Annotated in this window: 24 protein-coding genes and 7 pseudogenes; 18 read left to right on the forward strand and 13 right to left on the reverse strand. The window is 66.0% G+C overall.

Annotation, left to right across the window (positions count from 1 at the left end; translation table 11 throughout):
* Positions 1–42: 42 nt before the first annotated feature.
* From AAF143_RS15025 to AAF143_RS15045, 5 genes and pseudogenes are all read right to left on the reverse strand, one after another.
* The gene (locus AAF143_RS15025; protein ID WP_414027300.1) at positions 43–2,367 is read right to left on the reverse strand and encodes a filamentous hemagglutinin N-terminal domain-containing protein; all 2,325 of its coding nucleotides are present in this window, start codon (positions 2,365–2,367) and stop codon (positions 43–45) included.
* An 18-nt stretch (positions 2,368–2,385) separates the two neighbouring features.
* Positions 2,386–2,886: a ShlB/FhaC/HecB family hemolysin secretion/activation protein gene (locus AAF143_RS15030; RefSeq protein WP_414027513.1), complete on the reverse strand. Its 501-nt coding sequence runs from the start codon at positions 2,884–2,886 to the stop codon at positions 2,386–2,388.
* A gap of 794 nt (positions 2,887–3,680) precedes the next feature.
* Positions 3,681–3,920 (reverse strand): annotated as a pseudogene (locus tag AAF143_RS15035) (POTRA domain-containing protein); the annotation flags it as partial.
* Between the two features lie 293 nt (positions 3,921–4,213).
* Positions 4,214–4,510: a hypothetical protein gene (locus tag AAF143_RS15040; RefSeq protein ID WP_255006862.1), complete on the reverse strand. Its 297-nt coding sequence runs from the start codon at positions 4,508–4,510 to the stop codon at positions 4,214–4,216.
* A gap of 686 nt (positions 4,511–5,196) precedes the next feature.
* Positions 5,197–5,967, reverse strand: coding sequence for a CPBP family intramembrane glutamic endopeptidase (locus tag AAF143_RS15045; protein ID WP_255006864.1), 771 nt, complete (start codon positions 5,965–5,967; stop codon positions 5,197–5,199).
* Positions 5,968–6,550: 583 nt separating this feature from the next.
* Here AAF143_RS15045 and AAF143_RS15050 point away from each other — a divergent pair.
* Positions 6,551–7,012, forward strand: a complete 462-nt coding sequence (locus tag AAF143_RS15050; RefSeq protein WP_255006865.1) for a hypothetical protein — start codon at positions 6,551–6,553, stop codon at positions 7,010–7,012.
* Between the two features lie 118 nt (positions 7,013–7,130).
* A complete protein-coding gene (locus tag AAF143_RS15055) occupies positions 7,131–7,856 on the forward strand; it encodes a hypothetical protein (protein WP_414027301.1) in 726 nt (241 codons plus the stop codon).
* Positions 7,857–7,955: 99 nt separating this feature from the next.
* On the opposite strand, the gene AAF143_RS15060 is transcribed toward AAF143_RS15055, so the two are convergent.
* Positions 7,956–8,168, reverse strand: coding sequence for a DUF3955 domain-containing protein (locus AAF143_RS15060; protein WP_094554989.1), 213 nt, complete (start codon positions 8,166–8,168; stop codon positions 7,956–7,958).
* Between the two features lie 129 nt (positions 8,169–8,297).
* A complete protein-coding gene (locus AAF143_RS15065; protein WP_255006872.1) occupies positions 8,298–8,855 on the reverse strand; it encodes a hypothetical protein in 558 nt (185 codons plus the stop codon).
* Positions 8,856–8,969: 114 nt separating this feature from the next.
* On the opposite strand from AAF143_RS15065, the gene AAF143_RS15070 reads away from it, so the two are divergent.
* The 7 genes from AAF143_RS15070 (at position 8,970) to AAF143_RS15100 (ending at position 12,774) form a co-directional block, all read left to right on the forward strand.
* Positions 8,970–10,484 carry an MlaD family protein gene (locus tag AAF143_RS15070; RefSeq protein ID WP_414027302.1) on the forward strand — a complete coding sequence of 505 codons (1,515 nt, stop codon included), beginning with the start codon at positions 8,970–8,972 and terminating at the stop codon, positions 10,482–10,484.
* The gene (locus AAF143_RS15075) at positions 10,471–10,653 is read left to right on the forward strand and encodes a hypothetical protein (protein WP_414027303.1); all 183 of its coding nucleotides are present in this window, start codon (positions 10,471–10,473) and stop codon (positions 10,651–10,653) included. The genes AAF143_RS15070 and AAF143_RS15075 overlap by 14 nt, the downstream gene beginning before the upstream one ends.
* Positions 10,654–10,863: 210 nt before the next feature.
* A complete protein-coding gene (locus AAF143_RS15080; protein ID WP_255006885.1) occupies positions 10,864–11,151 on the forward strand; it encodes a galactose oxidase in 288 nt (95 codons plus the stop codon).
* A gap of 6 nt (positions 11,152–11,157) precedes the next feature.
* Positions 11,158–11,409 carry a DUF1651 domain-containing protein gene (locus AAF143_RS15085; RefSeq protein WP_255006887.1) on the forward strand — a complete coding sequence of 84 codons (252 nt, stop codon included), beginning with the start codon at positions 11,158–11,160 and terminating at the stop codon, positions 11,407–11,409.
* A gap of 233 nt (positions 11,410–11,642) precedes the next feature.
* A complete protein-coding gene (locus AAF143_RS15090) occupies positions 11,643–11,930 on the forward strand; it encodes a nucleotidyltransferase family protein (RefSeq protein ID WP_255006889.1) in 288 nt (95 codons plus the stop codon).
* Complete coding sequence (locus AAF143_RS15095) at positions 11,927–12,262, forward strand: DUF86 domain-containing protein (RefSeq protein ID WP_255006890.1); 336 nt, start codon at positions 11,927–11,929, stop codon at positions 12,260–12,262. Before AAF143_RS15090 ends, AAF143_RS15095 begins: the two co-directional genes overlap by 4 nt.
* A 119-nt stretch (positions 12,263–12,381) precedes the next feature.
* The gene (locus AAF143_RS15100; protein WP_409995610.1) at positions 12,382–12,774 is read left to right on the forward strand and encodes a thermonuclease family protein; all 393 of its coding nucleotides are present in this window, start codon (positions 12,382–12,384) and stop codon (positions 12,772–12,774) included.
* On the opposite strand, the pseudogene AAF143_RS15105 reads toward AAF143_RS15100, so the two are convergent.
* A pseudogene (locus AAF143_RS15105) lies at positions 12,684–12,890 on the reverse strand (DUF6924 domain-containing protein); the annotation flags it as partial. The gene AAF143_RS15100 and the pseudogene AAF143_RS15105 sit on opposite strands and share 91 nt — an antisense overlap.
* Between AAF143_RS15105 and AAF143_RS15110 the strand changes: the two are divergent.
* Positions 12,802–13,002 (forward strand): hypothetical protein, encoded by a 201-nt coding sequence (locus AAF143_RS15110; protein ID WP_255006893.1) that lies wholly within the window; start codon positions 12,802–12,804, stop codon positions 13,000–13,002. The pseudogene AAF143_RS15105 and the gene AAF143_RS15110 sit on opposite strands and share 89 nt — an antisense overlap.
* Positions 13,003–13,017: 15 nt before the next feature.
* Complete coding sequence (locus AAF143_RS15115; protein WP_255006894.1) at positions 13,018–13,182, forward strand: hypothetical protein; 165 nt, start codon at positions 13,018–13,020, stop codon at positions 13,180–13,182.
* Between the two features lie 9 nt (positions 13,183–13,191).
* Here the strand turns inward: AAF143_RS15115 and AAF143_RS15120 are convergent.
* Positions 13,192–14,666 (reverse strand): annotated as a pseudogene (locus tag AAF143_RS15120) (FAD-linked oxidase C-terminal domain-containing protein).
* Positions 14,667–14,856: 190 nt separating this feature from the next.
* On the opposite strand from AAF143_RS15120, the pseudogene hemL reads away from it, so the two are divergent.
* The 7 genes and pseudogenes from hemL to AAF143_RS15155 all read left to right on the forward strand — a co-directional run bounded on the left by hemL (position 14,857) and on the right by AAF143_RS15155 (position 20,667).
* Positions 14,857–16,095, forward strand: a pseudogene (hemL, locus tag AAF143_RS15125) (glutamate-1-semialdehyde 2,1-aminomutase).
* A gap of 101 nt (positions 16,096–16,196) precedes the next feature.
* A complete protein-coding gene (locus AAF143_RS15130; RefSeq protein WP_414027514.1) occupies positions 16,197–17,264 on the forward strand; it encodes an ABC transporter substrate-binding protein in 1,068 nt (355 codons plus the stop codon).
* A gap of 98 nt (positions 17,265–17,362) precedes the next feature.
* Positions 17,363–17,671: pseudogene (locus AAF143_RS15135) on the forward strand (ABC transporter permease subunit); the annotation flags it as partial.
* Between the two features lie 97 nt (positions 17,672–17,768).
* Positions 17,769–18,212 (forward strand): ABC transporter permease subunit, encoded by a 444-nt coding sequence (locus AAF143_RS15140; RefSeq protein WP_414027515.1) that lies wholly within the window; start codon positions 17,769–17,771, stop codon positions 18,210–18,212.
* Between the two features lie 11 nt (positions 18,213–18,223).
* Positions 18,224–19,129: a branched-chain amino acid ABC transporter permease gene (locus AAF143_RS15145; RefSeq protein ID WP_255006910.1), complete on the forward strand. Its 906-nt coding sequence runs from the start codon at positions 18,224–18,226 to the stop codon at positions 19,127–19,129.
* A pseudogene (locus tag AAF143_RS15150) lies at positions 19,126–19,924 on the forward strand (ABC transporter ATP-binding protein). The gene AAF143_RS15145 and the pseudogene AAF143_RS15150 overlap by 4 nt, the downstream one beginning before the upstream one ends.
* Positions 19,921–20,667: an ABC transporter ATP-binding protein gene (locus AAF143_RS15155; RefSeq protein ID WP_255006912.1), complete on the forward strand. Its 747-nt coding sequence runs from the start codon at positions 19,921–19,923 to the stop codon at positions 20,665–20,667. Before AAF143_RS15150 ends, AAF143_RS15155 begins: the two are co-directional and overlap by 4 nt.
* Before the next feature lie 22 nt (positions 20,668–20,689).
* Here AAF143_RS15155 and AAF143_RS15160 read toward each other — a convergent pair whose 3' ends face one another.
* From AAF143_RS15160 to AAF143_RS15175, 4 genes and pseudogenes are all read right to left on the reverse strand, one after another.
* Entirely contained in the window at positions 20,690–21,775 is a 1,086-nt protein-coding gene (locus tag AAF143_RS15160) for a calcium/sodium antiporter (protein WP_255006922.1), read from the reverse strand.
* Between the two features lie 118 nt (positions 21,776–21,893).
* Positions 21,894–22,964: an amino acid ABC transporter substrate-binding protein gene (locus tag AAF143_RS15165; RefSeq protein ID WP_255006923.1), complete on the reverse strand. Its 1,071-nt coding sequence runs from the start codon at positions 22,962–22,964 to the stop codon at positions 21,894–21,896.
* Positions 22,954–24,584: pseudogene (locus AAF143_RS15170) on the reverse strand (hydantoinase B/oxoprolinase family protein). The gene AAF143_RS15165 and the pseudogene AAF143_RS15170 overlap by 11 nt, the downstream one beginning before the upstream one ends.
* Positions 24,538–26,622, reverse strand: a complete 2,085-nt coding sequence (locus AAF143_RS15175) for a hydantoinase/oxoprolinase family protein (RefSeq protein WP_414027304.1) — start codon at positions 26,620–26,622, stop codon at positions 24,538–24,540. The pseudogene AAF143_RS15170 and the gene AAF143_RS15175 overlap by 47 nt, the downstream one beginning before the upstream one ends.
* Positions 26,623–26,703 lie beyond the last annotated feature (81 nt).

Below are 26,703 nucleotides of genomic sequence, written 5' to 3' on the forward strand. Positions count from 1 at the left end.
GCGCCTGGGGCACCCGGATCGGAGCCAGCGTTGGGGCCGGGGTCAGCTGGGGGCCGCCGTCGGCGCTGGTGTCGGCTGCGCCTGGGGCACCCGGATCGGAGCGAGCGTTGGGGCTGGTGTCAGCTGGGGTGCGGCCGTCGGCGCTGGCGTCGGCTGGACTGGCGGCACGCGGATCGGTGCCAGCGTCGGGGCCGGTGTCAGCTGGGGGGCCGCCGTCGGCGCTGGCGTCGGCTGCGCCTGGGGCACCCGGATCGGAGCCAGCGTTGGGGCCGGGGTCAGCTGGGGGGCCGCCGTCGGCGCTGGTGTCGGCTGCGCCTGGGGCACCCGGATCGGAGCAAGCGTTGGCGCTGGTGTCAGCTGGGGGGCGGCTGTGGGTGCTGGTGTCGGCTGCGCCTGCGGCACCAGGATCGGTGCCAGCGTTGGCGCCGGTGTCAGCTGAGGTGCGGCTGTCGGGGCCGCCGTCGGCTGGGCTTGCGGAACGCGGATCGGCGCCAAGGTGGGTACCAAGGGGGCCGTTGGCCGTGTCCAGGTGGAGGTCGCCGAACCCTGAGGGATCGTGGCCTGACCACTCAGGGGGAGGACCTGTTGGAACTGCTGCTGGGTCGGAATTCCAGGCCTGGTGACCTGTTGATAAAGGGTCGGACTGACGACCTGAGTCGGCGGGTTCTTGGGTGTGGTCTGGGGATTGAAACCCGAGGCCGATGTGACGTAATACTGACCACCCACCATGTAAACAACATGGGTATCTGGCACGCCCCCCGAAGTCGTGAATTGAGGATGGCCTTGACTATCGGTGGTGAAGTGGCCTCTCCAGTAGGTCACCTGGCCTGTTACTGGATTGACGTAGCGACAGCCAGGGCATGGAGATGATCCAGCATATGAACCATTGCTTCCATGATAATAATAGCCTTCTTTCACTTCAAATGACTGAGTGATTCCAGGGTCTGGCGGCCTTGTGAACCCAGGATTTGTCTGCCCTTGATTGATCGTAATTCCTCCAGGAATCGCCACCGTCTCAGTAACGGAAGTTCCCGGAATCGTCCTGGACCAAGCGATGACACCTGATTGCGGATCGTAGGCAGCCTTGACTCCATTGCTGCCCACAACCGACGAGCCACCAGTACCGATCGCGACCTTGAGGGGGCCGCTGCCGAACTGGTCAGTGAAATCTGGATTGGCCAGGGCAGCGGTGCTCGGCTGAATGGTGAGCGTTCCAGCTGTGATCTTTCCCGAAACCTGATCGACTTGAACACCCTCGGCGTTCATCAAGGCAGCTCCGGCCGGGAGCTGCAGTCCCAACACGTCCGACTCCAGCATCTCCTGATCAGAAGCCTGGCCTTTGGCGTTGAATGTGCGTAGCAACCGCTTGAGTGGTCCGCCGTTGGTGGCCAACCTGTGTCCTTCCTCCACCGCCTCGATGCCGTCATAGACGTAGAAGTCGGAGGCCCGGAAGGAGGGCGAGAAGAACAAGCCGTCAAATTGGCCTGCCCGGGCACCGGCGGTGCCGATCACGAACCGCTCCAGGTCGTAGGAGGCCTGGAGGGCAAGCGAAGCCGATTGCGGTGAGGGTTGGCCGCTGATCTGGGCAAAGCCAAAGCCCGTGGGCAGGCCCGCACCTGCGGTGAAGGGATTAATCGGTAGGCCCGTGGTGCCGATCCAGAGGGTGCCCTCGGGTTCAATGCCGTTGTAGGGGAGATTCACCCCGTCCGTGCCGGTGCTGGCCGATCGGAAACCGCGGCTGAAGAGGCTGGCGCTGGGAGCGATGGTCACCGAGGGGGCCACCAGGCCGATGCCACCCCCGTTGGTGGATTCGATCCGCCCTTCAACAAGGATCGGACCATCTCCGTTGCTCATCTGAATGCTGATCAGCGGCGCATTCAATCCATTGCCGTAACTGACTCCAGCCATGAACTTGTCCAGGCTGTCCGGGAGCAGCGAACCGGTGCTCAGCAGAAGGCTCGGTACCGAGATCAACGCCGTGCGACCCACGCTGATGCCTTGATTGTTGAGCAGAACCAGTGGGTTGGTGGCCCGCAGGATGCCGTTGATCTGGCTGGCTATTCCTCCGGAGCGCACGTAGTTGAGCACCGCTCCGCCATTGCGGAAGTCGACGGTGTCGCCCTGGCCAATGTTGAACGTGCCCCAGCTGAAGACGGCCCGCCCTGGGGTGGTGACGGTCAAGGTGCGGCCCGTCTGATTCACCGTTCCGGCAGCTCCTCGCTCCTGCAATGCACCCGTGGGCAATTGCTGGGCTGTGGCCGCCTGCAGCAGCGGATTGCCCTGGGCCAGGGCGAGCAGAATCAGGCCAGATTTCGAGTGCCGCAGCAGCAGCTGTCTCAGGTTGGCAGAGGAGGTGGGATTTCTCATGGTTGCTTGATCAGTTCCTCAGAACCAGAGCCGCAAAGAGCCCCAGACCCTCAGCGACTTGTTGAATCCGTCGGCATCGGTGTCGTTGAGCGATGCGGGGTTGTTGCCGATGGGGAAGGCAAGCTTGAGCGAGGCCAGCCATTCACCGGGGGTGCCCAGGTCGGCGCCGATGCCGGTGCCAGCCAGCCCATAGGAATTCGGCTGAAGGGCCCCGGGGAAGGGGTCGTTCCAGCGCCAGATGTAGCCCCCATCGAGGAAGGCCACGAAAGACAATTGGCTTGTGGCCTTGTAGATGAGCTCCAGCTGACCACTGAAGCCGCTGTCGCCAGGGGCTTCGCCTGGGGGATAGGCGCGAACGCCGTTCGGGTAACCCAGGGACATTTTCTCGGCACCATCGAGGTTGTTGAAGCCCTTCTGGGCCTGAACGAACAGCTTGCCTTGCCAACGGGGGAGAACACCTGATAGCGGCTGTACACCAGCAAGACCTTGTTGAACACACCATCGGTGCCGGCAGTGAATTGGTCGAGCAGAAAGTCATCGCTGTTGCCGGAGCGATCTAAATTGCCGAAGCTGTATTGCAGGAAGGCGGTATTGAGGCCCGTGCCCAGGATGGAATCCTGCTTCTGGGCAATCAATGACAGCCGGCCGACCTGACTGTCTTTATTGCGGATCTCCACTTCCTGAACCTTGTCGACATAGGTATTGGCTTCTGCGCTCAAGCCAACCCAAAGGGATTGCATTGGCCGGCGCCAGAGGGGTTGCTGCAGTCCGATGCGCAGGTTTGCGGTGTAACCATTGATGTCGGAGCTGTAGAGCTCATCAAGCAACCTGTAGTTGTTGTAGTTTCCAAAGGCATTGAGTTGCAGGCCATCTGGAGAGATCGGTGCCTGAAAGGCGAGGGAACCCACGAGATTGCCCGTGTTGTAACTATTCAGCCACCACTGGCCATTGGCTGTGAGTTGGTCTCCTCGGCCCATCCAGTTGGCCGCGGTGAGGGTGAGATCGACATTGGTTGAGCCCAGGAATCGGTTAATTTCATTGCCCACATGGAGCTCACCACTGCTGCGATCGCCGTCCTCAATGCTCAGCAGCACATCGGTGAGGCCGGCGCCGGTTCCCTTGCGCAGGGTGGAGCGCACCCTCACCCCTGCCATGTCGTTGAGCTTGAGCAGGGCGGAGGTCAGCTTGTCGATGCGAAACAGGGAGCCCTTCGGCAGGCTGGCCCGCACCATGGCCTCAGCGATGCCGTTCTTGAGGTGATGGCGCAGGTTGCCGTCCACGGAAACCTCGCCCATGTGGGCCTCCACCACCGTGATCACCAGCAAGCCGTCACCACCAGCGGAAGGGTTGATCGTGACGAGCGCCAGCAGGCTGTGGCGCCGGTAGGTGTCGCGAATCGAGGCGCGCAGCTGTTCAAGGTCATCGAGGCTGATCGACCGGTTCAAGTAGGTGGCCGCCAGGCTCTCCAGCTCGCTCTTCCAGGGCACCGTCACCCCATCGAGGCGCACGGCGCTGTAGCGCCACTGGGCCTGCTGGTCGGTGGGTGCGACCACAGGCTCCTGGGGAACCGTCGGTTGTTTCTCCTGTTGCCTCAGGCGCTCGAGCTGCTGGCGGTTCTGCTCATCCAGCTGCTGGCGGAGGCGTTGGTCGCGCTCATAACGCTGAATCCCCCGGAGGGCAGGGATTGGGCGGTGGCAGGGCCCATGCCGCTCAGGGCTGCGATGGTGATCGCGCAACCAATGGGCAGTGCAAAGAGAGGCGTGCGCAGCAAAACTTAAACTTTGAGTCGGTCAAGAGTAACAGAGCTCTTAGCTGTGACTTGCCATCAGTGCTGTCGTCTAGGACGTCAGTTCTCGAGCACCCGCAGCTCCTGCACCTTTCCGGAATTGAACACCAGGCAGCGCAATTTCTCATTGGTGGAGCCGCCACGCAAGCCGATCGCCTTGACGATCACCTCGGAGTTGGCCTGTGAGAATTCGCTGCGAACCACCTTGAGGTCGCGCACATTGCCGCCGTATTGACTATTGATCGCCATCATGCAGGCCGATTTGGCCGTGCTGGATACTTCCGCTGCCCAGCCGTCTGGGGTGTAAAGGGCAAGGCCCATACCAGCAAGCAAAGCAAGGCCGAGACTGGCTTTCATGTTGACGCCAAGCTGGAGGGGCTCACCGTACTAAGCGGAGGAGGGGTGGGCAGCAAGGGAGTGTCAGTTCATCGCTGCAACTCCGGCGACGCCGGCGCTGGCGGTGACTCGCTCAGATCCGTTGCCAAGGAATGGGTGGTCGGATCTGCGACGCTGGCCTCAGAACCACCGGCCAACCGAGAGCCGAGTGGGGTTGGTGGCCTCAAGATGAAGGAAAGAAGCGAACCCGCACCGTGGGGGCGCCATTGCCGAGAGCGAGCTGAACTCGCAAGGGCTACACCTATGGGGTGGCGACCAGATCGGAGACAGTTCCTTCCCCTACCGGCAGCAGCCCCGCACCAACAGCCGCGGGGCTGTGCGCACCTCAGGTGGGCGCGATCAATCGATCACCGACGCCGACCCGAGGAAGTAGTTGTGATCGGCTCAATAGATGGCCGTTGAACGCCCGAGCCGCCGGTTCTCCGGTCGTCGGCCTTGAGCCTGGCTTGACAACCACCAGCGCAATTCGCGCAGCCACAGGCATGATTGCCCCCATTTGGGCAGCTTTCCTGGCAGAGGATGTGGGTGACAGACGGGCATTGGGGCATATATGCATCGGGTCTGAGATCTGGGGCTGCTGGGTCGCACCTCAACCCTGTCGAACTCAGACCCCAATGCCCGCCGGAAGAACCTGGTGGCAGTCACAACTAAACAGGTTGTCCGTTGTCCAGCTGCTTAACCCTGCGAAGAAGATAGAGTCCATAGAAGAATCCAGGTGCAGCGAGGAGTAGGGGAGCAAGAATGCTCAGACCTACGGAAGACTGCGCTCCAGTGCCTGCGGCCTTGTGCCCTGAGGATATCACCATGAAAACGGCAAAGTCCCATAGGGCGTGCGTAAGGATCACCGGGTAGAGCGATTGAGTACGCACACGGATGGCAGCGAACAGAATCCCACTGAAGCTCGCTGCGGCTGCTTGGATCAAGCCTGCCTGAAGTTCACCGGTGACAAAAACATTCAGCGCGTGAACCCCACCGAACACCAATGACGAGAACCAGACGGCTTTCCATACAGAGAAACGGTCTGTCAAGCCTTTGAAGATGATTCCACGGAACATCCATTCCTCAGAAATGCCAACCAGCAAGGTGTTCAGCGCTACCCAGAATGTCGTGACCAGACCCGGAAGTCCAAGCACGAGGGCAAGGGAGAAGAAGAGCACAATCATCAGGCCAGGCAACCACAGGATCCGCAAGGCGAATCCCCAATCCGGGGTACGGAACCCAATCTCTTTCAGGCCAAAGATCACCGTGACCAGACAAAGAAACCCGATAGCGGCAACGAATTGCCAGGCCAATCCGCGACTGACCATGTCGTTCAAGGAGGAGCTGCCTCCACCGCGACTGGCACCACCTCCGATGGTGACCATCAGCCATCCAACAAAGACTGCCAACGCGATCCAGAGAGTCTTAGTGTTTTTCATTCCAGGTCATTGAGGTGATTGTGTCGTGGTTTGCCATCAAGCCCCATAGCGCACTTGCGGCGATCATGGGATGGCAGCAAGGCCGTCAGCATGTTGCCACTACATTCATCCACCATTCAAGCAGTACAGCGTCATGCAACAGCAAAGTTCGCTCTATTCGGCGAGCCTTGATGTCGATGCGACAACCCATGGCTGAGCATCAAGGGGTCATTCCTGCTCCGCCCAATAGTGGCATCGAGACCATGAACGAGGGGGTGGATCCTTGCGCTGATGGCATCTATACTTCAGCCACTACGCATCGTTGCGCCATCCAGGAGCAGCCAGGAATTTGGCCGCCCAATGGAGGAGGCGACTATGGTGAGGCTGTGCCACGGAGAGAGCTGCACCCTGGTGAGACCGGAGAAGTATTGGGACTCAGAAGTAATCGTATAATTGAATCCTTCCTCTGTTTGGGCGTGTGATTGAATGACCCACTCCCAGGCTTTCAAGGCTACGCCAAGGCCCCACTCCGATTGCGCCATCCTTGCAGATGCAAGCGACTCTTTGATCAATTAATGCTAAACTCCTGCACTACCTTTTGACTATGCAAGCAAGCAACAAAGTCTTCAAGTCGTTGGCGATGCTTTCACTGGCATGCCTCGCCGGTGTTGTCCCATCTGCCATGGCGGCCCCCCAGAAGATCCAGCAATCTCAAGAAGTCAAGATGCCCTGCACCCTGAGCTGGGGCCCAAAGGATCGAAACGTCCTGGAGGCGGAGTGCAAAATCTACTGGACAAAGGGTCAGGGCACCTCGATTATTGTTTCTGGAACAGTAATCAAGTATCCTTCGCCAACGGCCATGCGCAAGGATCTTTACTTTGGCATTCTGATCTTCCCCGACACCAAAACAGCACTGATGACGTCGATGGGTATCTTTGAGCTGGAAGATGGGCCTGTTGAGCTTGCTGACAATCCGCTTGATCTTCAGAAGCTCAAGGATCGTCAGTACGTTCGCTGGACCAATGGCAAGCATCGCCTTGTTCTTCACCCACGCCCTGCTTCCTGATTTTTTGGCTTCACTTGCTTTACAGCCGCTTCCCTTGCCATACTCCTCTCATCTATTCACCATCTGATTTCCGGCTCCAAAAATGAACCTCTCAGTATCGTTTCGTCGTAGCCTTGCAATGGCCGGCATTCTCTTCATGGGCAGCCTGGGAATGGCAGCCGGGAATGCTTTCGCCAAGGTTCCTCAATTCCACTATGTCTGCCCTGGCGGGATTGATGTGCACGCCGATCGTGGTGGGCCCGTTTGGATCAATGGCAGAGAGGCCATGGTTCAGGAGTTCAGTCCTACCTATTACGAAGCCAAGGGCCCGGGCACCACGATTTCAATCAGCAAGAATTCCGGTGATTCCCTCTATGTCTCTTACACCCGTTCCAATGGAGCCCATGGGATCTGCAGCGCCGTTCCAGGCTCTGGGATGAGCTCATCCCCTTCCAGCTCAGGACAGTCCGCCAAAGTTGCTCGGCTTTCGGATGGCACCTATCAGGTGCATGTTGGCGGGAGTTGCCGAGTGTACTACAACGCCATGGGACGCCGCACCATCCAAACACCGGCCTGTACCCCGAGCCTCGTCCAGCAGGCCGATGATTCCATGGCTCAGAACCGGCCTCCATCGTCACAACCAACGATGTCGACCGTCGCCGCGGAAGATGCCTGTCTGGCAGCCGTCGCCAAGACGACGGGAGTGTCGCAGAACCGTCTCAGCATCCTCGATGTGATGACTGCCGAAGCCGGTATCGGCGTGAAGATTCGGGTACCAGGCGCCCAGGCCCCCTGGACCTGCACCAGCGATCCCAGAGGTCGGGTACAGGGTGTGATGTACACCGGCTCGGAGGGAAGACTCTGACTGATCATCCACCCATGAGCTGATCACAAACGAGCACTTGAATTTTGCTGGTATGCCGGCAGTTGATCAAGCGCTCTGCAGGATTGGCCATGGCAGCAATCAACGGCGCTTGTCGTCCTTACGCCACAACAGCCCCGCGATCCCCGTCACCACGCCCGCTCCACCCAGAAAGAAACCGATCGGGATCAGAGGAAAAGCCTCCCGGACGATGCCATCGGCATCGACCCGGACCCCGATCAGTCGGTAGGCCACGGCACAGGCCAAGGCACCAACAATCAGCAGTAAGGAGAGGCGAATGAAGGTTCGCTTCATGACGATCCAGCCAATTCAGATCCAGAGCCTACTGTCTCGTACGGAACGCAACCACAAAAAGCGGCTTTACATTGGCCGGATTCCTGGGAGGCTGGTCGTCATGTTCCGATCAGCCTCGAACCTGCTCCTTCAAATCTTCTTGACGCCCTTGAACACACCATTGGAATTAAAGGTGCAAGTGAAGACTTGAGTGAAGGTGCTTGATACGTTGTACTGCCCGTACACCATGTAGGTGCCATTGGACTGACGACTGGGTTTGTTGCTGGTGATGTAGCGAGGGCTCTGGTTGAACTTTTCGGCCGCCATACCTGTGCAATAACGTGACATGTTCTCCACCTCTACACTCTCCCTAGCGGAACCACCACTACTGGAAGAACGCTTGTCACTGGTCATCTTGACCCCGTCGAACTCGCGATATTGGTTGTACTGACAATAGAAAAACAACGCGTTGTCACCCTCGGCGGGGGTCTGTCCATAGACAAGGTACTTACCGTTCTTGCGCTCGACTGGCAGGGTGGAGATGTCGCGAGGGCTCACGCTGTATTTAGCCGCCACTTCACCTTGGCAGAAGCGCATCATGTTCGATTCGTCGATATTTGGGCGGTTCTGCTTGGCCTCAGCTGAAACCCCAAGCCCAGAAGTGGTGAGAAGAACAGCGGAAGCGATCAGGAGGGCAGATTGACGCATGTGTGAACTTATGGGGGAGTTGAGGATACCGAAGAGGCAAGCACAATGGTTGCCTATCGAGTGGCGGCCTTTTACCAGCCACCAGCCTAGGCTCCGAGCCGCTTCCCCACCCCGATGCTGCACCGGGTTCGGCATGAACTGCTCAGAGCCGCGCCGCTGGCGCTGGTGATCGGTGGCGTGATCGGCGCCGGGCTCACCCGCGGGCTGATGGAGCCCCTGCGCCAGGGCAGCACCTTCGCCCTGGAAACCACCAGCTTCGTCACCGCCCAGATCTTCTCACCGCTGGTGGTGAACCTGGTCTGGATCGGCTGCTGCGTTCCGGCCAGGGTGGAACTGGCCAGCCGGATTCAGGCCAGGCCAGGCGCCCACATCCTCGGGCCTCGCCTGGCCACGGCGATGCTGGCGGCCCTGCTGCTGCTTCCCTATTTCATCCTGGCTGCGTTCACCGCCAGCGTGCTCGCTTCCCCGGCCCGATCTCACCGAGCAACTGCCCCTGTTCCTCGGATCGCTGACTCCATGGGTGGTGAGCAGCGCCGTGCTGCGCACCCTGCTGATGGCGGCGGCATCGGCCAGCCTCTGCCACATCATCGGCAAACGCTGCCGCCAGCATCCGGAGGAACTGGCCGCCCTGATCAGCACATCGATCGTGAACTGCGCTCTTTCGGTGGTGTTGCTGGAGGTGTTCTGGCTCGCCGTCGTTCCTCCCAGCTTCAACGGAAGGCCATGAACGAACCCCGTCCGACTTCAAGGCCCGCCTGGCTGCCGCGCTGGTCGGTGGAGGCGGTGGGCACGGGTCTGAGCTGGGCGGTGCCGGTTGGCGCCCTGCTGCTGGGTGTCTGGATGCTGAACGCCACCTGGCAGCAGCAGAGCTGGGTGGCCCGCAGTTTTGCCGTGCGTTTTCGCACCACCGATGCCAGCGGCATCTGGCCGGGCGTGAACGTCACTCTCTCCGGCTTCCGGGTGGGGCGGGTGGAGAAGGTGACGTTGGGCATGGACGGGAAGGTGGCGGTGGATCTGCGTATCGCCGAGACGTACCGCCGCCTGATCGGTCCTGCCAGCCGTGCCGAGCGTTACCAGGAGGGGCTGATCGGCGCCAGCCAGATCGCCCTCACCCCGGATGTACTGCCGCCTGGGAAGGAACCACCCCGCAGCGGTCTGCTGATTCCTTTTGAGCAGGGGCCCGACCTCGCCCAGCTGCTCGAAGAGATCGCCGCCACCCGGCTCAAGCTCAACCGCACCCTGGAGGGCACGGCCTCGGTCGCCGAGCGCGATGTGCCCCGGGCGATCAACAGTTTCCAGTCAACGATGCAGGACCTCAGGCGTCTCAGCAGCCGTCTGGAGCTGGAAACCGGCCGTACCGCCGCCACCACCCGTCAGACGCTGCAGGTGTACGAAGGCACCGCCCAACGGATCGACAACACCGGCGCTGCCGCCCGCAAGGCCACCGAAGAAGCTCTGGCGCTGATGCGTGAGGCCCACCCGCCACTGGTGGACACCCTGCGCGAGGTGAGAGCCCTGTCCCGTCGCCTCAATCTGCTGCTGGAGTCGTTCGGGGTGAAGGATGAATCTCCGCAGCTCTCGCCATCCGGACCCCGTTCAGGTGGGAGCGCCGGTGGTGGGAAAGAATGAGCTCGATGACCCCGACAGGCAGAAGGTGTCAGCGGCCCTCGTGCGGGCTGGTCAGCGGGCCAGGGAATTGGCCCTCCAGACGGGGACAGGGGTGGCGGTGCGGATCAATGGGGAGCTGAGGGTGCTGCGCGGCGACGACCTCAAGCCGAAGGATCAAGCGGAGGCATGAGCGTTCAACTCATGGCACAGGGCATCAAGCGCTTTCACTGCGGCGTCACGGGTGATCGTCGCCGGTGCCGCTCCTGAAGCAAAGGACAGCGACCTCCTGGTCGCTCCCATCAAGTGAAGCGACCGGGTTAGATGCCCACAACTGGGACAACGAACGCGCCCAAGCAGCCCGGCTAGCCATACCAGTACGCGTGTACCCATGGGTCAGGGCATGGGTTTCCGTCTGCGCCGCTCCTCCCAAGAGGCTGACGGTTCGTTGGAGCTGTCTATCGAGGAGTGGCCCTATCTCGATGAGGCTGTGCTGCGCCCCAGCCGCAGCCGCAAGGTCTGCATGACCTGCCACTTCTTTCGCCACCACACCGGGGTGAACTGCATCCCCCTGCTCACCTGTCAGTTGCACCAGGGACTGCTGACCCAGGGGGAGCACCTCACCCATCGCTGTCAGGGCTGGACCGACGACATGACGCGCCAGCGGGGCTGGTGCCCGGAGGTGGCCTGATCAGGCATGGCCATCAGCAAGGGACCACCCCTGTCGCCCAAAGACGGGTGGCTCAGCGACGGCCGCCAGGTGCTGCGCTTTCGCCCAACCCGCTGGCGGCGCACCTACCAACGGCTGGAGATCACCAAGGGAGAGTTACTCCCCGGCGAACCGGTGCCGTTGCTCAAGAACCGCCGGGAGATCAGCCGGGATGACGCCCTCAAGCTGTGGGCCGCCAAGCGCCAGGAGGGCTGGAGCCCCTGCGAGCCCCAGTGGTGATGGGGTGGGGCCCAGGAGTGAGGTTTGCCGTACTGACACCACGGCCAAACGGATCTATCAATGAATCAGAGGCCTCGACCAGGGCGGTTCCAACCAGTTCCCTGCAACCGGCCCGAGGGCGCCCGACACGGGGCGCCCTTCTCATTGGAACTGAGTTCGGCCCTGACAAGGCCACGAGTAGACGTGCCGAGCTGAGCTGTCTCTCTTAGGCTGACCACGGCTTCTGAGTTGCCATGCGCCTCGACGACCTGCTGGCCCAGGCTCCAAGGATCAGGGAGATCGCGACTGCGCACGGCGCAAGCAATGTGGCGGCGTTTGGCTCGGTGGCCCGTGATCAAGCTGGAGCCGACAGTGACCTGGATCTCCTGGTGGATCTGCCTGCACGCACGGGTCTGCTCGAGCGCATCGCCCTGAAGTTGGCTTTGGAAGACACGTTGCACTGCCGCGTGGATTTGATTCGCCGACGCAATCTCAAGCCAGCCGTCCTGGCTTCTGCCGAGCGGGACGCCATTCCCCTGTGATCGAGCCGAGGGACCGCGATGCCCTGGGCGACATTCTGACCGCGATCCGGCGGGTTCAAGGATTCCCCATCCCCGATCGAGAGACGTTTCTGGCCAGCGACCTTTTACAGGACGCGGTGGTGCGCAATCTTGAGATCATTGGAGAAGCCACAAAGCGCCTGAGCGACTCCTGCCGTCAGAACCACCCGCAGATTCCCTGGCGGGAGATGGCGGGGATGCGGGATGTGCTGATCCATGCCTACGACCGCGTGGACCTCGAAGAAGTGTGGATCACGTTGAGCGAGCAATTGCCAGCGCTGCTGGAGCAGATCGAGCCTGTGCTCAGCCTTTGAACCGGTGGCTGCTGATCGGTGCCGCTGCGTTCATCGCTGGGTGGGGCAACGTTTTCTCCGCCGACACCGCGCAGGCCAACCAACAGGCTTCCGCCACGGTGCGGCCATGCTGCACGCGGATGGTGTCGCCGTCACCGATCGAGAGCACCGTGGCCGAGGTGATCAGTGGTGTGAACATCAACCTGGCCCTGGTGGAAGACGGCATGGCCTTTGCCAACCGGAAATACCTGGGCCAGTGCAACGCCAAGGAGTATCTGGAGGCCGAGGACCGGGCTTCCCGCAGCCGCTATGGCGTGTGGCAGGTGCCCGGCGGCATCACCCGCCCCTGGGACTTCCGCCGTGGCCGAACAGCAGGGCGATCAGCAAGAACGACAGAGTCGATTCCTGGTGGCTGGAGGGTGAGGGCATCGAGGAGAAACACCATCGGCTGGCCAGAAGTGGTCGCCCCGCCAGCCAGCAGATCGTCGGTGCTGACCCCGGCGTCTTCTGCCCGGCCCAGAAACGCCACCTGAGACTGAAAGCCGTCCACCGGTCTGCGGATGGCCATCTGCAGCGCCTGCCAGGCCGTTTCGTCGCCGAACGCGGTGCGCAGCACCAGGGGCTCATCGCTTCTGGGCAAGGAATTCATCAGGGCTGGCTCGTGGGGATCGGAGCGCCCCCTCAACCAGATTGTCGTGGAACACGAAGGCACCGCCCAACGGATCGACAACGCCGGTGCCGCCGCCCGCAAGGCCACCTAAGAAGCTCTGGCGCTGATGCTTGAGGCCCATCCACCACTGTTGGACACCCTGCGGGAGGTGCGGGTGCTGTCGCGTCGCATCAATCGACTGCTGGAGTCGTTTGGGGTGAGCGATGAACCTCCGCAGCTCTCCCCGCCTGGAACCCGTTCAGGTGGGAGCGCCGGTGGTGGCCAAGAGTGAGCTCAACGCTCAGAACACCTCCAGCACCGGCCGCCCCGTAGCTGGCACCTCCAGCCTGATCGTCTCGGCCCGGCGGGACGACTCGCCGCAGCTCTTCGGGGTGGGGAAGATCTTGCCCGGGTTGGCGCGGCCCTCGGGGTCGAAGGCGCGGCGCACCAGCTGCATGGTGGCCAGATCGTCGGGGGCGAACATCCAGTCGAGGTAGCAGCGCTTGTCGGAGCCCACGCCGTGCTCGCCGGTGATGCTGCCGCCGGCCTGCACGCACAGCCGCAGAATCTCTCCCCCAGCTCCTGCACCTTCGCCTCCACCCCCAGCTCGTGGCGGTCGTAGAGGATCAGCGGGTGCAGGTTGCCGTCGCCGGCGTGGAACACGTTGGCCACCCGCAGGCCATAGGCGGCACTGAGCGCATCGATCGCCGCCAGCACCGAAGGCAGGGCGCTGCGGGGCACGACGCCGTCCTGCACGTAGTAAGTGGGGGTGATGCGGCCCACGGCCGCGAAGGCCGACTTGCGGCCCTTCCAGAGCAGGGCCCGATCGGCCGCATCCACCGCCTGGCGGATTGAGCGCGCCCCCGAGCGGAGGCAGAGGTCGCGGGTCAGGGCGGCCGCCGCGGCCACCTCCTGGGCCTGGCCGTCGAGCTCGATCAGCAGCACCGCCGCCGCATCACGCGGGTATTCGTCGGCGCCGAACAGGTCATCGACGGCGTTGAGCGTGAAGTTGTCCATGATCTCCATCCCCGCCGGCAGCACCCCCGCGGCCGTGACCGCCCGCACCGCCTCGCCGGCCGCCTCCATCGAGACGAAATCCGCCAGCAGCACCTCCACCGACTGGGGCGCCCGCAGCAGCCGCAGGGTGATCGCCGTGGCAATGCCCAGGGTGCCCTCGCTGCCGATGAACACCCCGCGCAGGTCGAGGCCGGGCATCTCCGCCAGCGGCCCGCCCAGGCGGGTGACCGTGCCGTCGGGGAGCACCACCTCGAGCTCCAGCACATGGTTGCTGGTGACCCCGTACTTGAGGCAGTGCACGCCGCCGGAGTTCTCGGCCACGTTGCCGCCGATGGAGCACACCACCTGGCTGGAGGGATCGGGGGCGTAGTAGTAGCCCTCGCCGGCCACGGCCCGGGTGACCCAGCTGTTGATCACCCCGGGCTCGACGGTGATCCGCTGGTTGGCCAGATCCACCTGCAGCACCCTGCGCATGCGGCTGGTGACCACCACCACCGCCCCCTGCTCGTCCACGGCCCCGCCCGAGAGGCCGGTGCCGCTGCCCCGGGCCACGAACGGCACCGCCAGCTCATGACAGGCGCGCAACACGGCCGCCACCTGTTCGGTGCTCTCGGGCAGCACCACCAGCGGCGGCGCCTGGCGGTGCAGGCTGAGTCCATCGCTGTCGTAGGTGAGCAGCTCCTGGGGCTTGGCCACCACGGCCCGCTCCGGCAGAACGTTCCTCAGCCGCCGTTCAAGGCGGGGCCAATCCGGGGTCACGGGCGCGGCACGGGGTAACGGAGGAATCCGGTGGGTACTGTTTTAGGTCAAGATGGCTTTCGGCCTGTCACCACCCGGTGGCCCAGCCCCCCAATCGTCTGCGGAACACGCCTTGACTACGGCCCCTGCGACTGCTCCTGCCTTGAACACAACGCGTTCGCAGGAACTCTTCAGTGCCGCCCAGACCCTGATGCCGGGGGTGTCAGTTCCCCCGTCCGCGCCTTCAAGTCCGTGGGCGGCCAGCCGATCGTGTTCGATCACGTCAAGGGCGCCTACGCCTGGGACGTGGACGGGAACCGCTACATCGATTACATCGGCAGCTGGGGGCCGGCGATCTGCGGCCATGCCCACCCGAAGGTGATCGGCGCCCTGCGCAACGCCCTCGGCAAAGGCACCAGTTTCGGCGCCCCCTGCGCCCTGGAGAACCAGCTGGCCGAGATGGTGATCGACGCCGTCCCCAGCGTGGAGATGGTGCGCTTCGTGAACTCCGGCACCGAAGCCTGCATGTCGGTCTTGCGGCTGATGCGCGCCTTCACCGGGCGCGAAAAGCTGATCAAGTTCGAGGGCTGCTACCACGGCCACGCCGACATGTTCCTGGTCAAGGCGGGCTCGGGCGTGGCCACCCTCGGCCTGCCCGATTCCCCCGGCGTGCCCCGCAGCACCACCGCTTCCACCCTCACCGCCCCCTACAACGACCTGGAGGCCGTCAAGCGTCTGTTCGCCGAAAACCCAGGCGAAATCGCCGGCGTGATCCTCGAGCCGGTGGTGGGCAATGCCGGCTTCATCACGCCCGAGCCGGGTTTCCTGGAGGGCCTGCGCGAGATCACCACGGAAAACGGCGCCCTGCTCACCTTCGATGAGGTGATGACCGGCTTCCGCATCGCCTACGGCGGCGCCCAGGGCAAGTTCGGCATCACCCCCGACCTCACCACCCTCGGCAAGGTGATCGGCGGCGGCCTGCCCGTGGGGGCCTACGGCGGTCGGGCCGAGATCATGGCGATGGTGGCCCCGGCCGGCCCGATGTACCAGGCGGGCACCTTGAGTGGCAATCCCCTGGCGATGACCGCCGGCATCCACACCCTGGAGCTGCTGAAGGTGCCCGGCACCTACGAACGCCTCGAAGCGATCACCAGCCGGCTGATCGCTGGCATCCTGGCGGCCGCCGGCGAGGTGGGTCTGCCGATCTGCGGCGGTTCGATCAGCGCCATGTTCGGCTTCTTCCTCTGCAAGGGGCCCGTGCGCAACTTCGAAGCGGCCAAGGCCGCCGATACCGTGCGCTTCGGTCAGCTGCACCGCGCCATGCTCGAGCGTGGCGTCTACCTGGCGCCGAGCGCCTTCGAGGCGGGCTTCCACCTCCCTGGCCCACAGCGACGACGACATCGACGCCACCCTGGACGCCTTCCGCTCCAGCTTCGCCCAGATCGCGTGAGCGGGGCTCGCGCTCTGGGCCTGGTGGCCCTGCTGGCGGCGCTCACGGGCTGCGGCCCGGGAGCTGACACCAAGCCCCTGAACCTCAGCGCCGGCCTGCCCGTGGGGGCGGCCCTGGCGCTGACCGGCAACGCCAATGTCTACGGCCAGGACCAGCAGATCGGCTTGCAGCTGGCCCAGGAGAGCATCAAGGGACCGGGCGGCAAGCCCGTGGCCCTGCGCCTCGAAGACGGCGGCAGCGACGAGCAGAGCGCCACGACGGCCTTCAACCTGCTGATCGAGGGCGGCGCCATCGCCCTGATCGGCCCCACCCTCTCCCAGCAGGCCTTCGCCGCCGATCCGATCGCCCAGCGCCGGGGCGTGCCCGTGGTGGCCCCCTCCAACACCGCCAGCGGCATCCCCGAGATCGGCCACTTCATCAGCCGCGTCTCGGCCCAGAGCTCGGTGATCGCGCCGCTTTCGATCGCCAAAGCGCTCGAACTCCACCCGGGAATCAAGCGGGCGGCGGTGTTCTACGCCCACGACGACGCCTACAGCACCTCGGAAACCACCATCTTCCAGAAGGCCCTGAGCGCCAAGGGGCTGCCTCCGGTGACGGTGCAGCGCACCCAGCTCAACGACCAGGACTTCCAGAACCAGATCACCGCCGCCCTGCGCCTGAAGCCCGACCTGATCGTGCTCTCGCTGCAGGCCGTGGACGGGGGCAACCTGATCCGCCAGCTCAGGGAGCTGGGCTACCGGGGCGTAATCGTGGTCGGTAACGGCATGAACACCCCGAACATCTACCCGATCTGCCAGAAGCACTGCGATGGCATCCTGATCGCCCAGGCCTACAGCCCCGAACTCGATACCCCCGCGAACAAGGAGTTCGTGCGTCGTTTCAAGGCGGCCAAGGGCGGGGCGATCCCGCCCCAGCTCACGGCCCAGGCCTTCACCGCCCTGCAGGTGATCACCGAGGCGGCCGATCGCCTCGATCGCCGCCAGCCCCTGGCCAAGCTCAGCCTCAAGGCCGCGCGCGCCGCCCTCAACAGCGAACTGCTCTCGGGCCGCTACCAGACCCCGCTGGGGGAGATCGGTTTCACCGCCAACGGTGAGGTGGTGCAGAAGCAGTTCTTCGTCGCCCAGGTGCGCATGGAGCCGGGGGCCGCACGGGCCGCTTCGCCCTGCTGAACTGACGGGGGAGGCACTTGGACCACCTGCTGCAGCTGCTGGTCAACGGTCTCTCCAGCGGCGCCGTCTACGCCCTGTTCGCCCTCGGGTACACCCTGGTGTTCTCGGTGCTGGGGGTGATCAACTTCGCCCATGGGGCGGTGTTCACCCTCGGGGCCTACTTCACCTACCTGCTGATCGGCGGGGCCGTGGGCGCCAACGGCCTGCTGGCGGGCCTGCAACTGCCCTTCGCCCTGCCCTTTCCGCTGGCGCTGTTGCTCGCCGGCGTCGGGGCCGCCGCGGTGAGCCTGCTGGTGGAGGCGGCCGCCTTCCGGCCCCTGCGCCGGCGGGGCGCCGACCCGCTGCTGGCGTTGATCTCCAGCCTCGGGGCCGGGGTGATCCTGGTGAACCTGCTGCAACTGCTGGTGGGGGCCGAGAGCTATGCGATCCCCACCTCCGCCCTCGGGACCCTGCCGGCGGCGGTGAGCCTGGGGGGCGCAGGTGCGCACGGTGCAGCTGCTGTTGATGGCGATCGCGGCGCTGGTGGTGGTGGCGCTCACCCTCTGGCTGGAGCGCAGCCGCGGCGGCAAGGCCCTGCAGGCGGTGGCGGAAGATCCCACCACCGCCCGGCTGCTCGGCATCAACAGCGATCGCATGGTGCAGCTGGCCTTTGGTGTGAGTGGCTTCCTGGCCGGGGTGGCCGGCGGGCTGGTGGGGTTGAGCGTCAGCATCGCCGGGCCCTACTTCGGCATCGGCTACGGCCTCAAGGGCCTCGGGGTGCTGGTGCTCGGCGGGCTGGGCAGCGTGCCGGGGGCGGTGCTCGGCGGCCTGATCGTGGGGCTGGCCGAGGCCCTGGTGCCGGCGGACTATTCAGGCTTCAAGGACGCCGTGGCCTACGCCTTCCTGTTCGCCGTGCTGCTGCTGCGGCCCCGGGGGCTGCTGGGGCGTCCCACGATCACCAAGGTCTGAGCGAAGCGCCCATGCCCCTCGATGCTTCGCTGTTGGTGCAGATGCTGCTGGGGGCACTGCTGGGGCTCTCGGTGTACCTGCCCCTGCGCAGCGGCCAGCTCTCGCTGGCGACCCCCGGGTTCTACGCGATCGGCGGCTACACCGCCGCCCTGCTCTCCACCCGCTTCCCGGCCCTCGCCGGGGATGGGGCGCTCTATCCGCTGCCCTCGCTGCTGCTGGAGCTGGTGCTGGCGGCCCTGCTCGCCGGGGCGCTGGCCCTGGCGATCGGCGGGCCGGTGCTGAAGCTCAAGGGCATTTACCTGGCGATCGCCACCATCGCCCTGGTGGAGATCCTGCGGGTGCTCAACCTCAACCTGGGGTTCACCGGCGGCGCCACCGGCATCTTCGCCATCCCGCAGCCCTTCGAGGGCCCGCTGGGCTATCTGCTGCTCACCCTGGCGGTGCTGGCCCTGGTCTGCTGGCTCTGCGCCCGCCTGGAGCGGCTGCGGCTGGGGCGGGCGATGGAGGCGATCCACGAAGACGAGCTCGCCGCCGACTGCATGGGCATTGACACCGCCCGGGTGAAGCTGCTCAGCTTCCTGTTCAGCGCCCTGGTGGCGGCGGTGGCGGGGGTGATCAGCGCCCACTTCCTGAACACCTGGAATGCGCGTCAGGGCAGCTTCGACGCCAGCATCACCACCCTCGCCTTCGTGGTCTTCGGCGGCTCGCGCACCTGGCTGGGGCCAGTGGTGGGCGGGCTGGCGCTCACCGCCCTGCCCGAGCTGCTGCGCCCCGTGGGCGACCTGCGGCTGGTGGTCTACGGGCTGGTGATTCTGCTGGGACCGATCCTGTTTCCCCAGGGCCTGATCACACCGGAGCTGCTGCGCAGGCTGCGTTGGCCGTTCCGGCAGACACGCGCAGAGGCCCCCGGGCCATGAACCAGGCCCACCTTGAAGACGCTCCCCTGCTGGAGTTGCAGGCGCTGAGCTGCCGCTTCGGCGGCCTGCGTGCCCTCGATCGGGTGAGCCTGGCGGTGAAGCGCGGCGAGATCTTCGGGCTGATCGGCCCCAACGGCGCCGGCAAGACCACCCTGTTCAACCTGATCTCCGGCCTCACCGCCGCCAGCGGCGGCCGCATCCTCTGGCGCGGCCAGCCGATCACCGGCCTGCGTCCCGACCGCATCGCCCGCCTGGGGCTCGCGCGCACCTTCCAGAACCTGCGCCTGTTCGCCCCCTTGAGCGCCCTGGAGAACGTGCTGGTGGGGCTCCATGGCAGCGCCCGCACCCCCTGGTGGCGGGGCTCCTGGGCACCGCCAGCTTCCGGCGCCGCCAACGGGAGCTGGAGGCGCAGGCCTTCGAACTGCTGGAGCTGCTGGAGCTGGCACCCCTGGCCCAGCAGCGCGCCGCCAGCCTCTCCTACGGCAACCAGCGGCGCCTGGAGATCGCCCGGGCCCTGGCCACCGGCCCCCGCTTGCTGCTGCTCGATGAACCGGCCGCCGGCCTGAACCCGGCTGAAAAAGCGAGCTCAGCGCCCTGATCCGCCGCCTGCGAGAGCGGTTCTCACTCACGGTGCTGATCATCGAGCACCATGTGCCGCTGATGATGGACCTCTGCGACCGCCTGGCGGTGCTCAATTTCGGCGAACGCATCGCCCTGGACACGCCGGAGCTGGTGCGCCGCGATCCGGCCGTGATCGAGGCCTACCTGGGGGGCGCCGTGGAAGAGGAGCCATGAGCAGCGCCGCCCCACTCCAGGCCCCACTCCAAGCCCCACTGCTGAGCCTGGAGCACCTGAGCGTGCGCTACGGCCGCATCGCCGCCCTGGAGGAGGTGGATCTGGAGGTGCGCAGCGGCGAGCTGGTGACCCTGCTGGGCTCCAACGGCGCCGGCAAGAGCACCACCTTGAAGGCGATCTCCCAGCTGGTCGCCCCCAGCGGCGGCGCCGTGCGCTGGCGCGGGCAGGCACTCAAGGGGGTGGCGACGGAAACCACGGTGCGCCTGGGCATCGGCCACTGCCCGGAGGGGCGCCGGGTGCTCAGCCGCCAGAGCGTGGCCACCAACCTGGAGCTGGGGGCCTACCTGCGCCGTGACCGCGCCGGCATCGCCACCGACCTGGAGCGCTGCTACGGCCTGTTCCCGCGGCTGGCGGAGCGGCGCACCCAGCTGGCCGGCAGCCTCTCGGGGGGCGAGCAGCAGATGCTGGCGATCGCCCGCGCCCTGATGGGCCGCCCCACCCTGCTGATGCTGGATGAACCCAGCCTGGGGCTGGCACCGAAGCTGGTGGCCGAGGTGATGGGGATCCTCGCGGAGCTGCACCGCCAGGGGCTCTCGATCCTGCTGGTGGAGCAGAACGCCCGGGCTGCCCTGGCGATCGCCAGCCGCGGCTACCTGCTGGAGGCGGGCCGGGTGAGCCGCAGCGGCAGCGCCGCCGAACTCCTTGATGACGAGGGCCTGCAGGCCTCCTATCTGGGGCGCTAGGGGGCTGATCGGCCCGCGTCAATCAGCCGCTGACCAATCGGCGCTTGCGCCACTGCAGCGCACCCCAGGTGATGAACAGCAGCGCCGCCGGCAACACCGCCACCAGCACCACCAGACGGAATTCATCGAGGGCGCCTGGAACGGTGTTGAACAGAATCTGCTCCAGCAGATAGCAGCCGTAGAGCCCCAGCAACAGCCAGCCCTCGGAGCGGGTGATCACCCCACCGCTCCAGAAGATCGGCAGGCAGGCCAGGGTTGTGATCACCATGATCGGGAAATCGCGAGTGATCATCACCTGCTCCACCCCAAGGCCCCGACCGCCGGAGACCGTGGCGCAGAGGCCGAGGATCACCAGCTGGTTGAGCAGGTTGCTGCCCACCACGTTGCCGATCGCCAGATCGCCCTTGCCCCGGTAGGCCGCCACCACCGAGGTGACCAGCTCCGGCATCGAGGTGCCGGCGGCAACGATCGTCAGACCGATCACCGTTTCGCTCACCCCCAGCCCCAGGGCCGCGGCCGTCGCCCCTTTCACCAGCAACTGGGAGCCGATCACCAGCAGCACCAGGCCACCCGCCAGCTTGGCCGCGGCCACCGGGGCGGGTGCCGCACCATCGCCATCGAAATCATCGGCCGCTCCAGCAGGCTCCTCGCGCGCTGAGACGATCTCCCAGATCAGGTTGATCACCGTGCCCGTGAGCAGCGCCAGCCCGGCGATCCAGGTGAGCCGTCCGCCCGAGGCCATGCCCCAGGTCGCCATCGAGACACCGAACAGCAGCGGCACATCGCGGCGCACCAGCCGGCTGTTGACCCGCAGGGGCATGACCACGGCGCTGGCGCCGAGCACCACCAGCACGTTGAAGATGTTGGAGCCCACGATGTTGCTCACCGCGAGGGCATCGCCGCCGCTGCCGCCCTGGGTGGTGGCCAGCAGGCTCACGAACAATTCAGGGGCGCTGGTGCCCAGGGACACCACCGTGAGGCCGATCACCAGCTGGGGGATCCCCAGCAGCAGCGAGAGGGCCACCGAACCGGCGACGAACAGTTCCCCGCCGCCGAACAGCAGCAGGATCCCCACCACGATTTCCAAGACAATGAGGGAATAGGCCATCAAACCTGTGCCGTGAGGGCCTGCATGTGTCGGCTCAGGTTATGGGGCGATCGGCCGGGGCAGGCTTCCCAAGGCACGTTTCGCGCATCAACTCAGCGAAAGGCCCCAGCGAAAAGGCTCAGCGAAAGGGCGGTGAGTAGAGCAGCCCGCCATCGCGCCAGAGGCGGTTGGGGCCGCGCTCCAGCCCCAGGGGCGAGCCCTGGCCCAGGGTGCGCTCGAACAGCTCGCCGTAGTTGCCCACCGCCGCCACGGCCCTGGCGGCGAAGTCGGCGGGCAGGCCCAGTTGACGGCCCAGGTCGCCCTCGAGGCCCAGAAAACGACGCAGCTGGCTCTGGCGGGGATCGGCCCTGGCCGTTGCGGTGCGCGCGGCCAGGTTGGCGCGGCTCAGCCCCAGCTCCTCCGCCTCGATCAGGGCGCGCACACTCCAGCGCACGGCATCGGCCCAGACTGGATCCGCCTGGCCGCTGGCGGGGGCCATCGGCTCCTTACTGAGGATGCCAGGGAGCAGGCGGTGGGCGGCGGGATCGGGGAACAGGGTGCGGCGGGCCGCCAGGCCGGAGCGGTCGCTGGTGACGGCCTCGCAGCGGCCCGAGAGGTAGGCACTAAAAGTCTCGTCGGCGTTGCGGTAGCGGATCGGCACATAGGCGAGCCCCAGGCTGCCCATGCGATCAGCAAGCACGCCCTCGTTGGTGGAGCCGCTCACCACACAGACCGTGCGCCCGGCCAGGTCCGCCAACCGCGTGATGCCGCTGGAAACCGGCGCCAGCACACCGCCGCCGTCGTAGTAGACGATCGGCGCAAACGAGAGGGCGTTGCCGCCGGGGGCATCGCGGCTGAGGTTGAGCGTGGTGTTGCGAGAGAGCAGATCGACATCGCCACTGGCGACGGCGGCGAAGCGATCGTTGCTGCTGAGCAACTTGAGATCGAGCTTGGATGGATCCCCCAGCACGGCGGCGGCCACGGCGCGGCAGATCTCCACATCGAGGCCCTGGAAGCGGCCATCGGCGCCCACGCTGCTGAAGCCTGGCAACTGGCCGTTGATGCCGCAGATCAGGTGGCCCCGCTGCTGGATCAGGCCCAGGCGGCCAGCCGCCAGCGGGCCAGAGGAATCACCGGAGCAGCCGGCCACAAGCGTCAGCGCCGCCAGCAGGGGCGCCGCCAGGGTCGACAGCCTGAACCTAGGTTCCATAGCCGCCGCCTCCGGGGGTGGCGATCTCCAGCAGATCACCGGGTTGAACCTCCAGCTCAACGCTGCCCGCCAGGGCTTCGATCGACCCATCGGCGCGCTCGAGGCGGTTGCGGCCGAGCGCCCCCGGCCCACCACCCGCCAGGCCGAACGGGGGCACCCGGCGGGAGCCCGAGAGGATCGACACCGTCAGCGGCTCCAGGAAGCGCAGCCGCCGCACCACCCCATCGCCCCCCCGGTGGCGGCCCAGGCCACCACTGCCGCGCCGGATGGCGAACGACTCCAGCCGCACCGGGAAACGGCTTTCGAGCACCTCCGGGTCGCTGAGGCGTGAGTTGGTCATGTGGCTCTGGATGGCGTCAGCCCCCGCGAACGTGGCACCGGCGCCGCTGCCGCCGCAGATCGTCTCGTAGTACTGGCAGTGGCCATTGCCAAAACTGAGGTTGTTCATCGTGCCCTGGGCCGCCGCCATCACCCCCAGGGCGCCAAAGAGAGCATTGGCGATCGCCTGGGAGGTTTCCACATTGCCGGCCACCACGGCGGCGGGGTGCCGGGGCCGCAGCAGGCAGCCCTCCGGCACCACCAGATCGATGGGCCGGAAGCAGCCGGCATTGAGGGGGATCGCTTCCCCCACCAGGGTGCGGAACACATAGAGCACCACCGCCTTGGTGATCGCCAGGGGGCGTTGAGATTCCCCGGGTGCTGGGGGGAGGTGCCGCTGAAATCAACCGTGGCCCGGCGCGCGGCCCGATCAATCCGCACCGCCACGGCGATGGCGGCCCCGTCATCGAGCTCCACCCGGAAGGCCCCATCCTCCAGGCGATCGATCACCCGGCGCACGGCCTCGGCGGCGTTGTCCTGCCCATGGCCCATGTAGGCCAGCACCCGCTCGCACCCCTCCTGGGCCACCAGGCGCTCCAGCTCGGCCGCCCCCAGGCGATTGGCCGCCACCTGGGCCTGGAGATCGGCGAGGAGCTGGTCGGGATTGCGCACTGGCCAGGCTCCGGCAGCGAGCCGTTGGCGCCAGGATGCCTCAGAGAACTCGCCTTGCTCCAGGAACGGCACGTTGTCGAGCAGCAGACCCTCCTCCTCGATGCTGGAGCTGTTGGGGGGCATTGAACCGGGGGTGAGGCCACCCACATCGGCGTGGTGGCCACGGCTGGCCACGAAGAACGACGGCTCACCGGCAGCGGCGAACACCGGCGTGATCACGGTCAGATCCGGCAGGTGGGTGCCGCCGTTGTAGGGATCGTTGGAGACCACCGCATCCCCGGGGGCCAGGGGCGGGCGCTCCCCGCGGGCGACGGCCGCCAGCAGGCTGGCGACACTTTCGCCCATGGAGCCCAGGTGCACCGGAATGTGGGGGGCGTTGGCGACCAGATTGCCGCGGCGATCGAACAGGGCGCAGGAGAAATCCAGCCGCTCGCGGATGTTCACCGAGGTGCTGGTGAGGCGCAGACGTTCGCCCATCTGCTCGGCGATGGCGGTGAAACGGTAGTGAAACAGCTCCAGCAGCACCGGATCCACTGCCTCCGGATCCACGGGAGCCGCCGGATCGTCCGAGCGGGTACCGAGCTCATGGGTCCCGGCGCGGCCAGGGCCAGAGGGGGCATGACGCAGCATCAACTCCCCCCGCCAGCACCTGGAGGTCCCAGCGTGGCGCCACCAGCACGGTGCCGGTGGACTCGGTGATCAGGGCTGGCCCCCTGAGCCGATCACCCGGCCTCAGGCGCCCCCGGGAGAGCAGCGACGCTGGCTGCCAGGCCCCATCGATGAACAGGGATGCCGTGGCGGGGCTGTCCTCCGGGTCCTGGGGATCGCCGCCGGGCTGTTGCGCGCGATCCGCCAGGGGAGCGCCGGCCGCCACCCGCTCCACACTCAGCCATTCCACCTCCAGAGCCACAGGCGTGCCGCCCACTCCAGCGGGGGAGTAGCCGTAGCGCTGCTGATGGCTCTCGAGAAAGCTGCGCGTCATCGCCTCCAAGGAGTTCAGGGCTGCCGGCAGGCTCACCTCAGCGCCCCGAAGCCGCAGCCAGGCGGTCACCCGCCGCGACGAGCCCGGCAGCGGCTCGCCATCGAGGCGCTCCGCCAGCTCATGCAAGCGCCGCACGCAGGCTGCATCGAGGGGCTCCAGCACACTGCGCTCACGGATCCGCCGCTCCTCGGCCAGACCCATGCCGTAGGCGGAGAGCACCCCAGCGAGGGGATGGAGCAACACCTGGGCCATGCCCAGGGCCTCCGCCAGGGCACAGGCGTGCTGCCCGCCGGCCCCGCCGTAGCCCACCAGGGCGGCCTGGCGCAGGTCGTGGCCCCGCTGGATTGAGATCCGCCGGATCGCACCGGCCATGCGCGCCACGGCGATCGCCACCGCCCCCTCCGCCAGACGCTCGATGGGCTGGGGCGTGGACCCGGGAGCCGTTGGCCAGGCAACCTCCAGTTGCGCCGCCAACGCCTCGAACCGCGCCGCCGATGCTGCGACCTCCAAAGGCTGATCACCGCCGGGGCCGAACAGCGCCGGAAAGGCCTCGGGCCGCAGGCGCCCCAGCAGCAGGTTGGCATCGGTGACCGTGGCCGGGCCGCCGCGCTGGTAGCAGGCCGGCCCCGGATCGGCGCCGGCGGAGGCGGGCCCCACCTGCAGTCGCTCGCCATCGACATGCACCACGGAGCCACCACCGGCGGCGACGGTATGGATCGCCAGCATCGGCGCCTGCAGGCTGAGGCCGGCGAGTTCCGTTTCGCTGCAGCGCTCCCAGGGCAGCCCAGGCCCGGCCGAATGGAACACATCCGTGGAGGTACCGCCCATGTCAAAGCCGACGATCGCGCCAAGCCCAGCCGCCGCCGCGATGCGGCAGGCGCCCACCAGGCCCCCGGCCGGGCCGGAGAGAATCGTGTCCTTGGCCCTCAGCTGCTCCGGCGCGATCAATCCACCACTCGACTGCATCACCCGCAACCCACAATCGGGCCCCAGCTCAGCCTGCAGCTGGCCCAGGTAGGCCCGCAGGGGCGGATCCACATAGGCCTCCACCACAGCGGTCTGGGCCCGGGGCACCAGCTTGGTCAGGGGGCTCACCCGGTGGGAGAGGGCCACATGGTTGAACCCCAGCTGGCGCAGCCACTCCCCGAGGGCGCGCTCATGGCAGGGATGGCGGGCGCCATGGAGCAAAGCAACAGCAACACTTCGGTAGCCATCAGCGTGGGCACGGCGCAACTCCACCTCCAGCTCGGCATCCAACCCGAGCGGCTCTAGCTCGCTGCCGTCGGCCGCCAGGCGGCCGCCCACCTCCAGCACCCGGCCAAGGAGCTGGTCGGGCTTCACGATCCGCAGGGCGAAGAGATCGAGCCGGTGCTGGTCGCCGATCAGCAGGGCATCGGCGAAGCCGCAGCTCACCAGCAGCAGGGTGGGGGCGCCGGAGCGCTCCAGCAACGCATTGGTGGCCACGGTGGTGCCCAGGCGCACCTCGGCGATGGCTCCTTTGGGCAGGGGTTCCCCAGGGCCCACCCCCACCAGCTCTCGGATCGCCGCCACCACCGGATCACCGCCGGCCGCCGCCGACAACACCTTGCGCACGACCAGCTCACCGCCTGGGCTGCGGGCCACCAGGTCGGTGAAGGTGCCACCCCGGTCGATCCAGAAGCGCCAGGCCAACCCCAGGTCGATCATCAACGGGAGCCTTAGCCTAGGAAGTCAGCCGCCACCGGCTCTCAAGGATGGTTCTGTTCAGATGAAACTGATAGCCCTTGC

This window comes from Cyanobium sp. ATX-6F1 (assembly GCF_047395825.1).
Taxonomy (GTDB): domain Bacteria; phylum Cyanobacteriota; class Cyanobacteriia; order PCC-6307; family Cyanobiaceae; genus ATX-6F1.

What these genes read in the sequence shown, in the direction of transcription:
- AAF143_RS15025 (WP_414027300.1), bottom strand. Translation starts at nt 2,367, where the DNA reads ATGAGAAATCCCACCTCCTCTGCCAACCTGAGACAGCTGCTGCTGCGG.
- AAF143_RS15040 (WP_255006862.1), bottom strand. Translation starts at nt 4,510, where the DNA reads ATGAAAGCCAGTCTCGGCCTTGCTTTGCTTGCTGGTATGGGCCTTGCC.
- AAF143_RS15045 (WP_255006864.1), bottom strand. Translation starts at nt 5,967, where the DNA reads ATGAAAAACACTAAGACTCTCTGGATCGCGTTGGCAGTCTTTGTTGGA.
- AAF143_RS15050 (WP_255006865.1), top strand. Translation starts at nt 6,551, where the DNA reads ATGCAAGCAAGCAACAAAGTCTTCAAGTCGTTGGCGATGCTTTCACTG.
- AAF143_RS15055 (WP_414027301.1), top strand. Translation starts at nt 7,131, where the DNA reads ATGGCCGGCATTCTCTTCATGGGCAGCCTGGGAATGGCAGCCGGGAAT.
- AAF143_RS15060 (WP_094554989.1), bottom strand. Translation starts at nt 8,168, where the DNA reads ATGAAGCGAACCTTCATTCGCCTCTCCTTACTGCTGATTGTTGGTGCC.
- AAF143_RS15065 (WP_255006872.1), bottom strand. Translation starts at nt 8,855, where the DNA reads ATGCGTCAATCTGCCCTCCTGATCGCTTCCGCTGTTCTTCTCACCACT.
- AAF143_RS15070 (WP_414027302.1), top strand. Translation starts at nt 8,970, where the DNA reads ATGCTGCACCGGGTTCGGCATGAACTGCTCAGAGCCGCGCCGCTGGCG.
- AAF143_RS15080 (WP_255006885.1), top strand. Translation starts at nt 10,864, where the DNA reads ATGGGTTTCCGTCTGCGCCGCTCCTCCCAAGAGGCTGACGGTTCGTTG.
- AAF143_RS15085 (WP_255006887.1), top strand. Translation starts at nt 11,158, where the DNA reads ATGGCCATCAGCAAGGGACCACCCCTGTCGCCCAAAGACGGGTGGCTC.
- AAF143_RS15090 (WP_255006889.1), top strand. Translation starts at nt 11,643, where the DNA reads ATGCGCCTCGACGACCTGCTGGCCCAGGCTCCAAGGATCAGGGAGATC.
- AAF143_RS15100 (WP_409995610.1), top strand. Translation starts at nt 12,382, where the DNA reads ATGGTGTCGCCGTCACCGATCGAGAGCACCGTGGCCGAGGTGATCAGT.
- AAF143_RS15110 (WP_255006893.1), top strand. Translation starts at nt 12,802, where the DNA reads ATGGCCATCTGCAGCGCCTGCCAGGCCGTTTCGTCGCCGAACGCGGTG.
- AAF143_RS15115 (WP_255006894.1), top strand. Translation starts at nt 13,018, where the DNA reads ATGCTTGAGGCCCATCCACCACTGTTGGACACCCTGCGGGAGGTGCGG.
- AAF143_RS15140 (WP_414027515.1), top strand. Translation starts at nt 17,769, where the DNA reads ATGGCGATCGCGGCGCTGGTGGTGGTGGCGCTCACCCTCTGGCTGGAG.
- AAF143_RS15145 (WP_255006910.1), top strand. Translation starts at nt 18,224, where the DNA reads ATGCCCCTCGATGCTTCGCTGTTGGTGCAGATGCTGCTGGGGGCACTG.
- AAF143_RS15155 (WP_255006912.1), top strand. Translation starts at nt 19,921, where the DNA reads ATGAGCAGCGCCGCCCCACTCCAGGCCCCACTCCAAGCCCCACTGCTG.
- AAF143_RS15160 (WP_255006922.1), bottom strand. Translation starts at nt 21,775, where the DNA reads ATGGCCTATTCCCTCATTGTCTTGGAAATCGTGGTGGGGATCCTGCTG.
- AAF143_RS15165 (WP_255006923.1), bottom strand. Translation starts at nt 22,964, where the DNA reads ATGGAACCTAGGTTCAGGCTGTCGACCCTGGCGGCGCCCCTGCTGGCG.
- AAF143_RS15175 (WP_414027304.1), bottom strand. Translation starts at nt 26,622, where the DNA reads ATGATCGACCTGGGGTTGGCCTGGCGCTTCTGGATCGACCGGGGTGGC.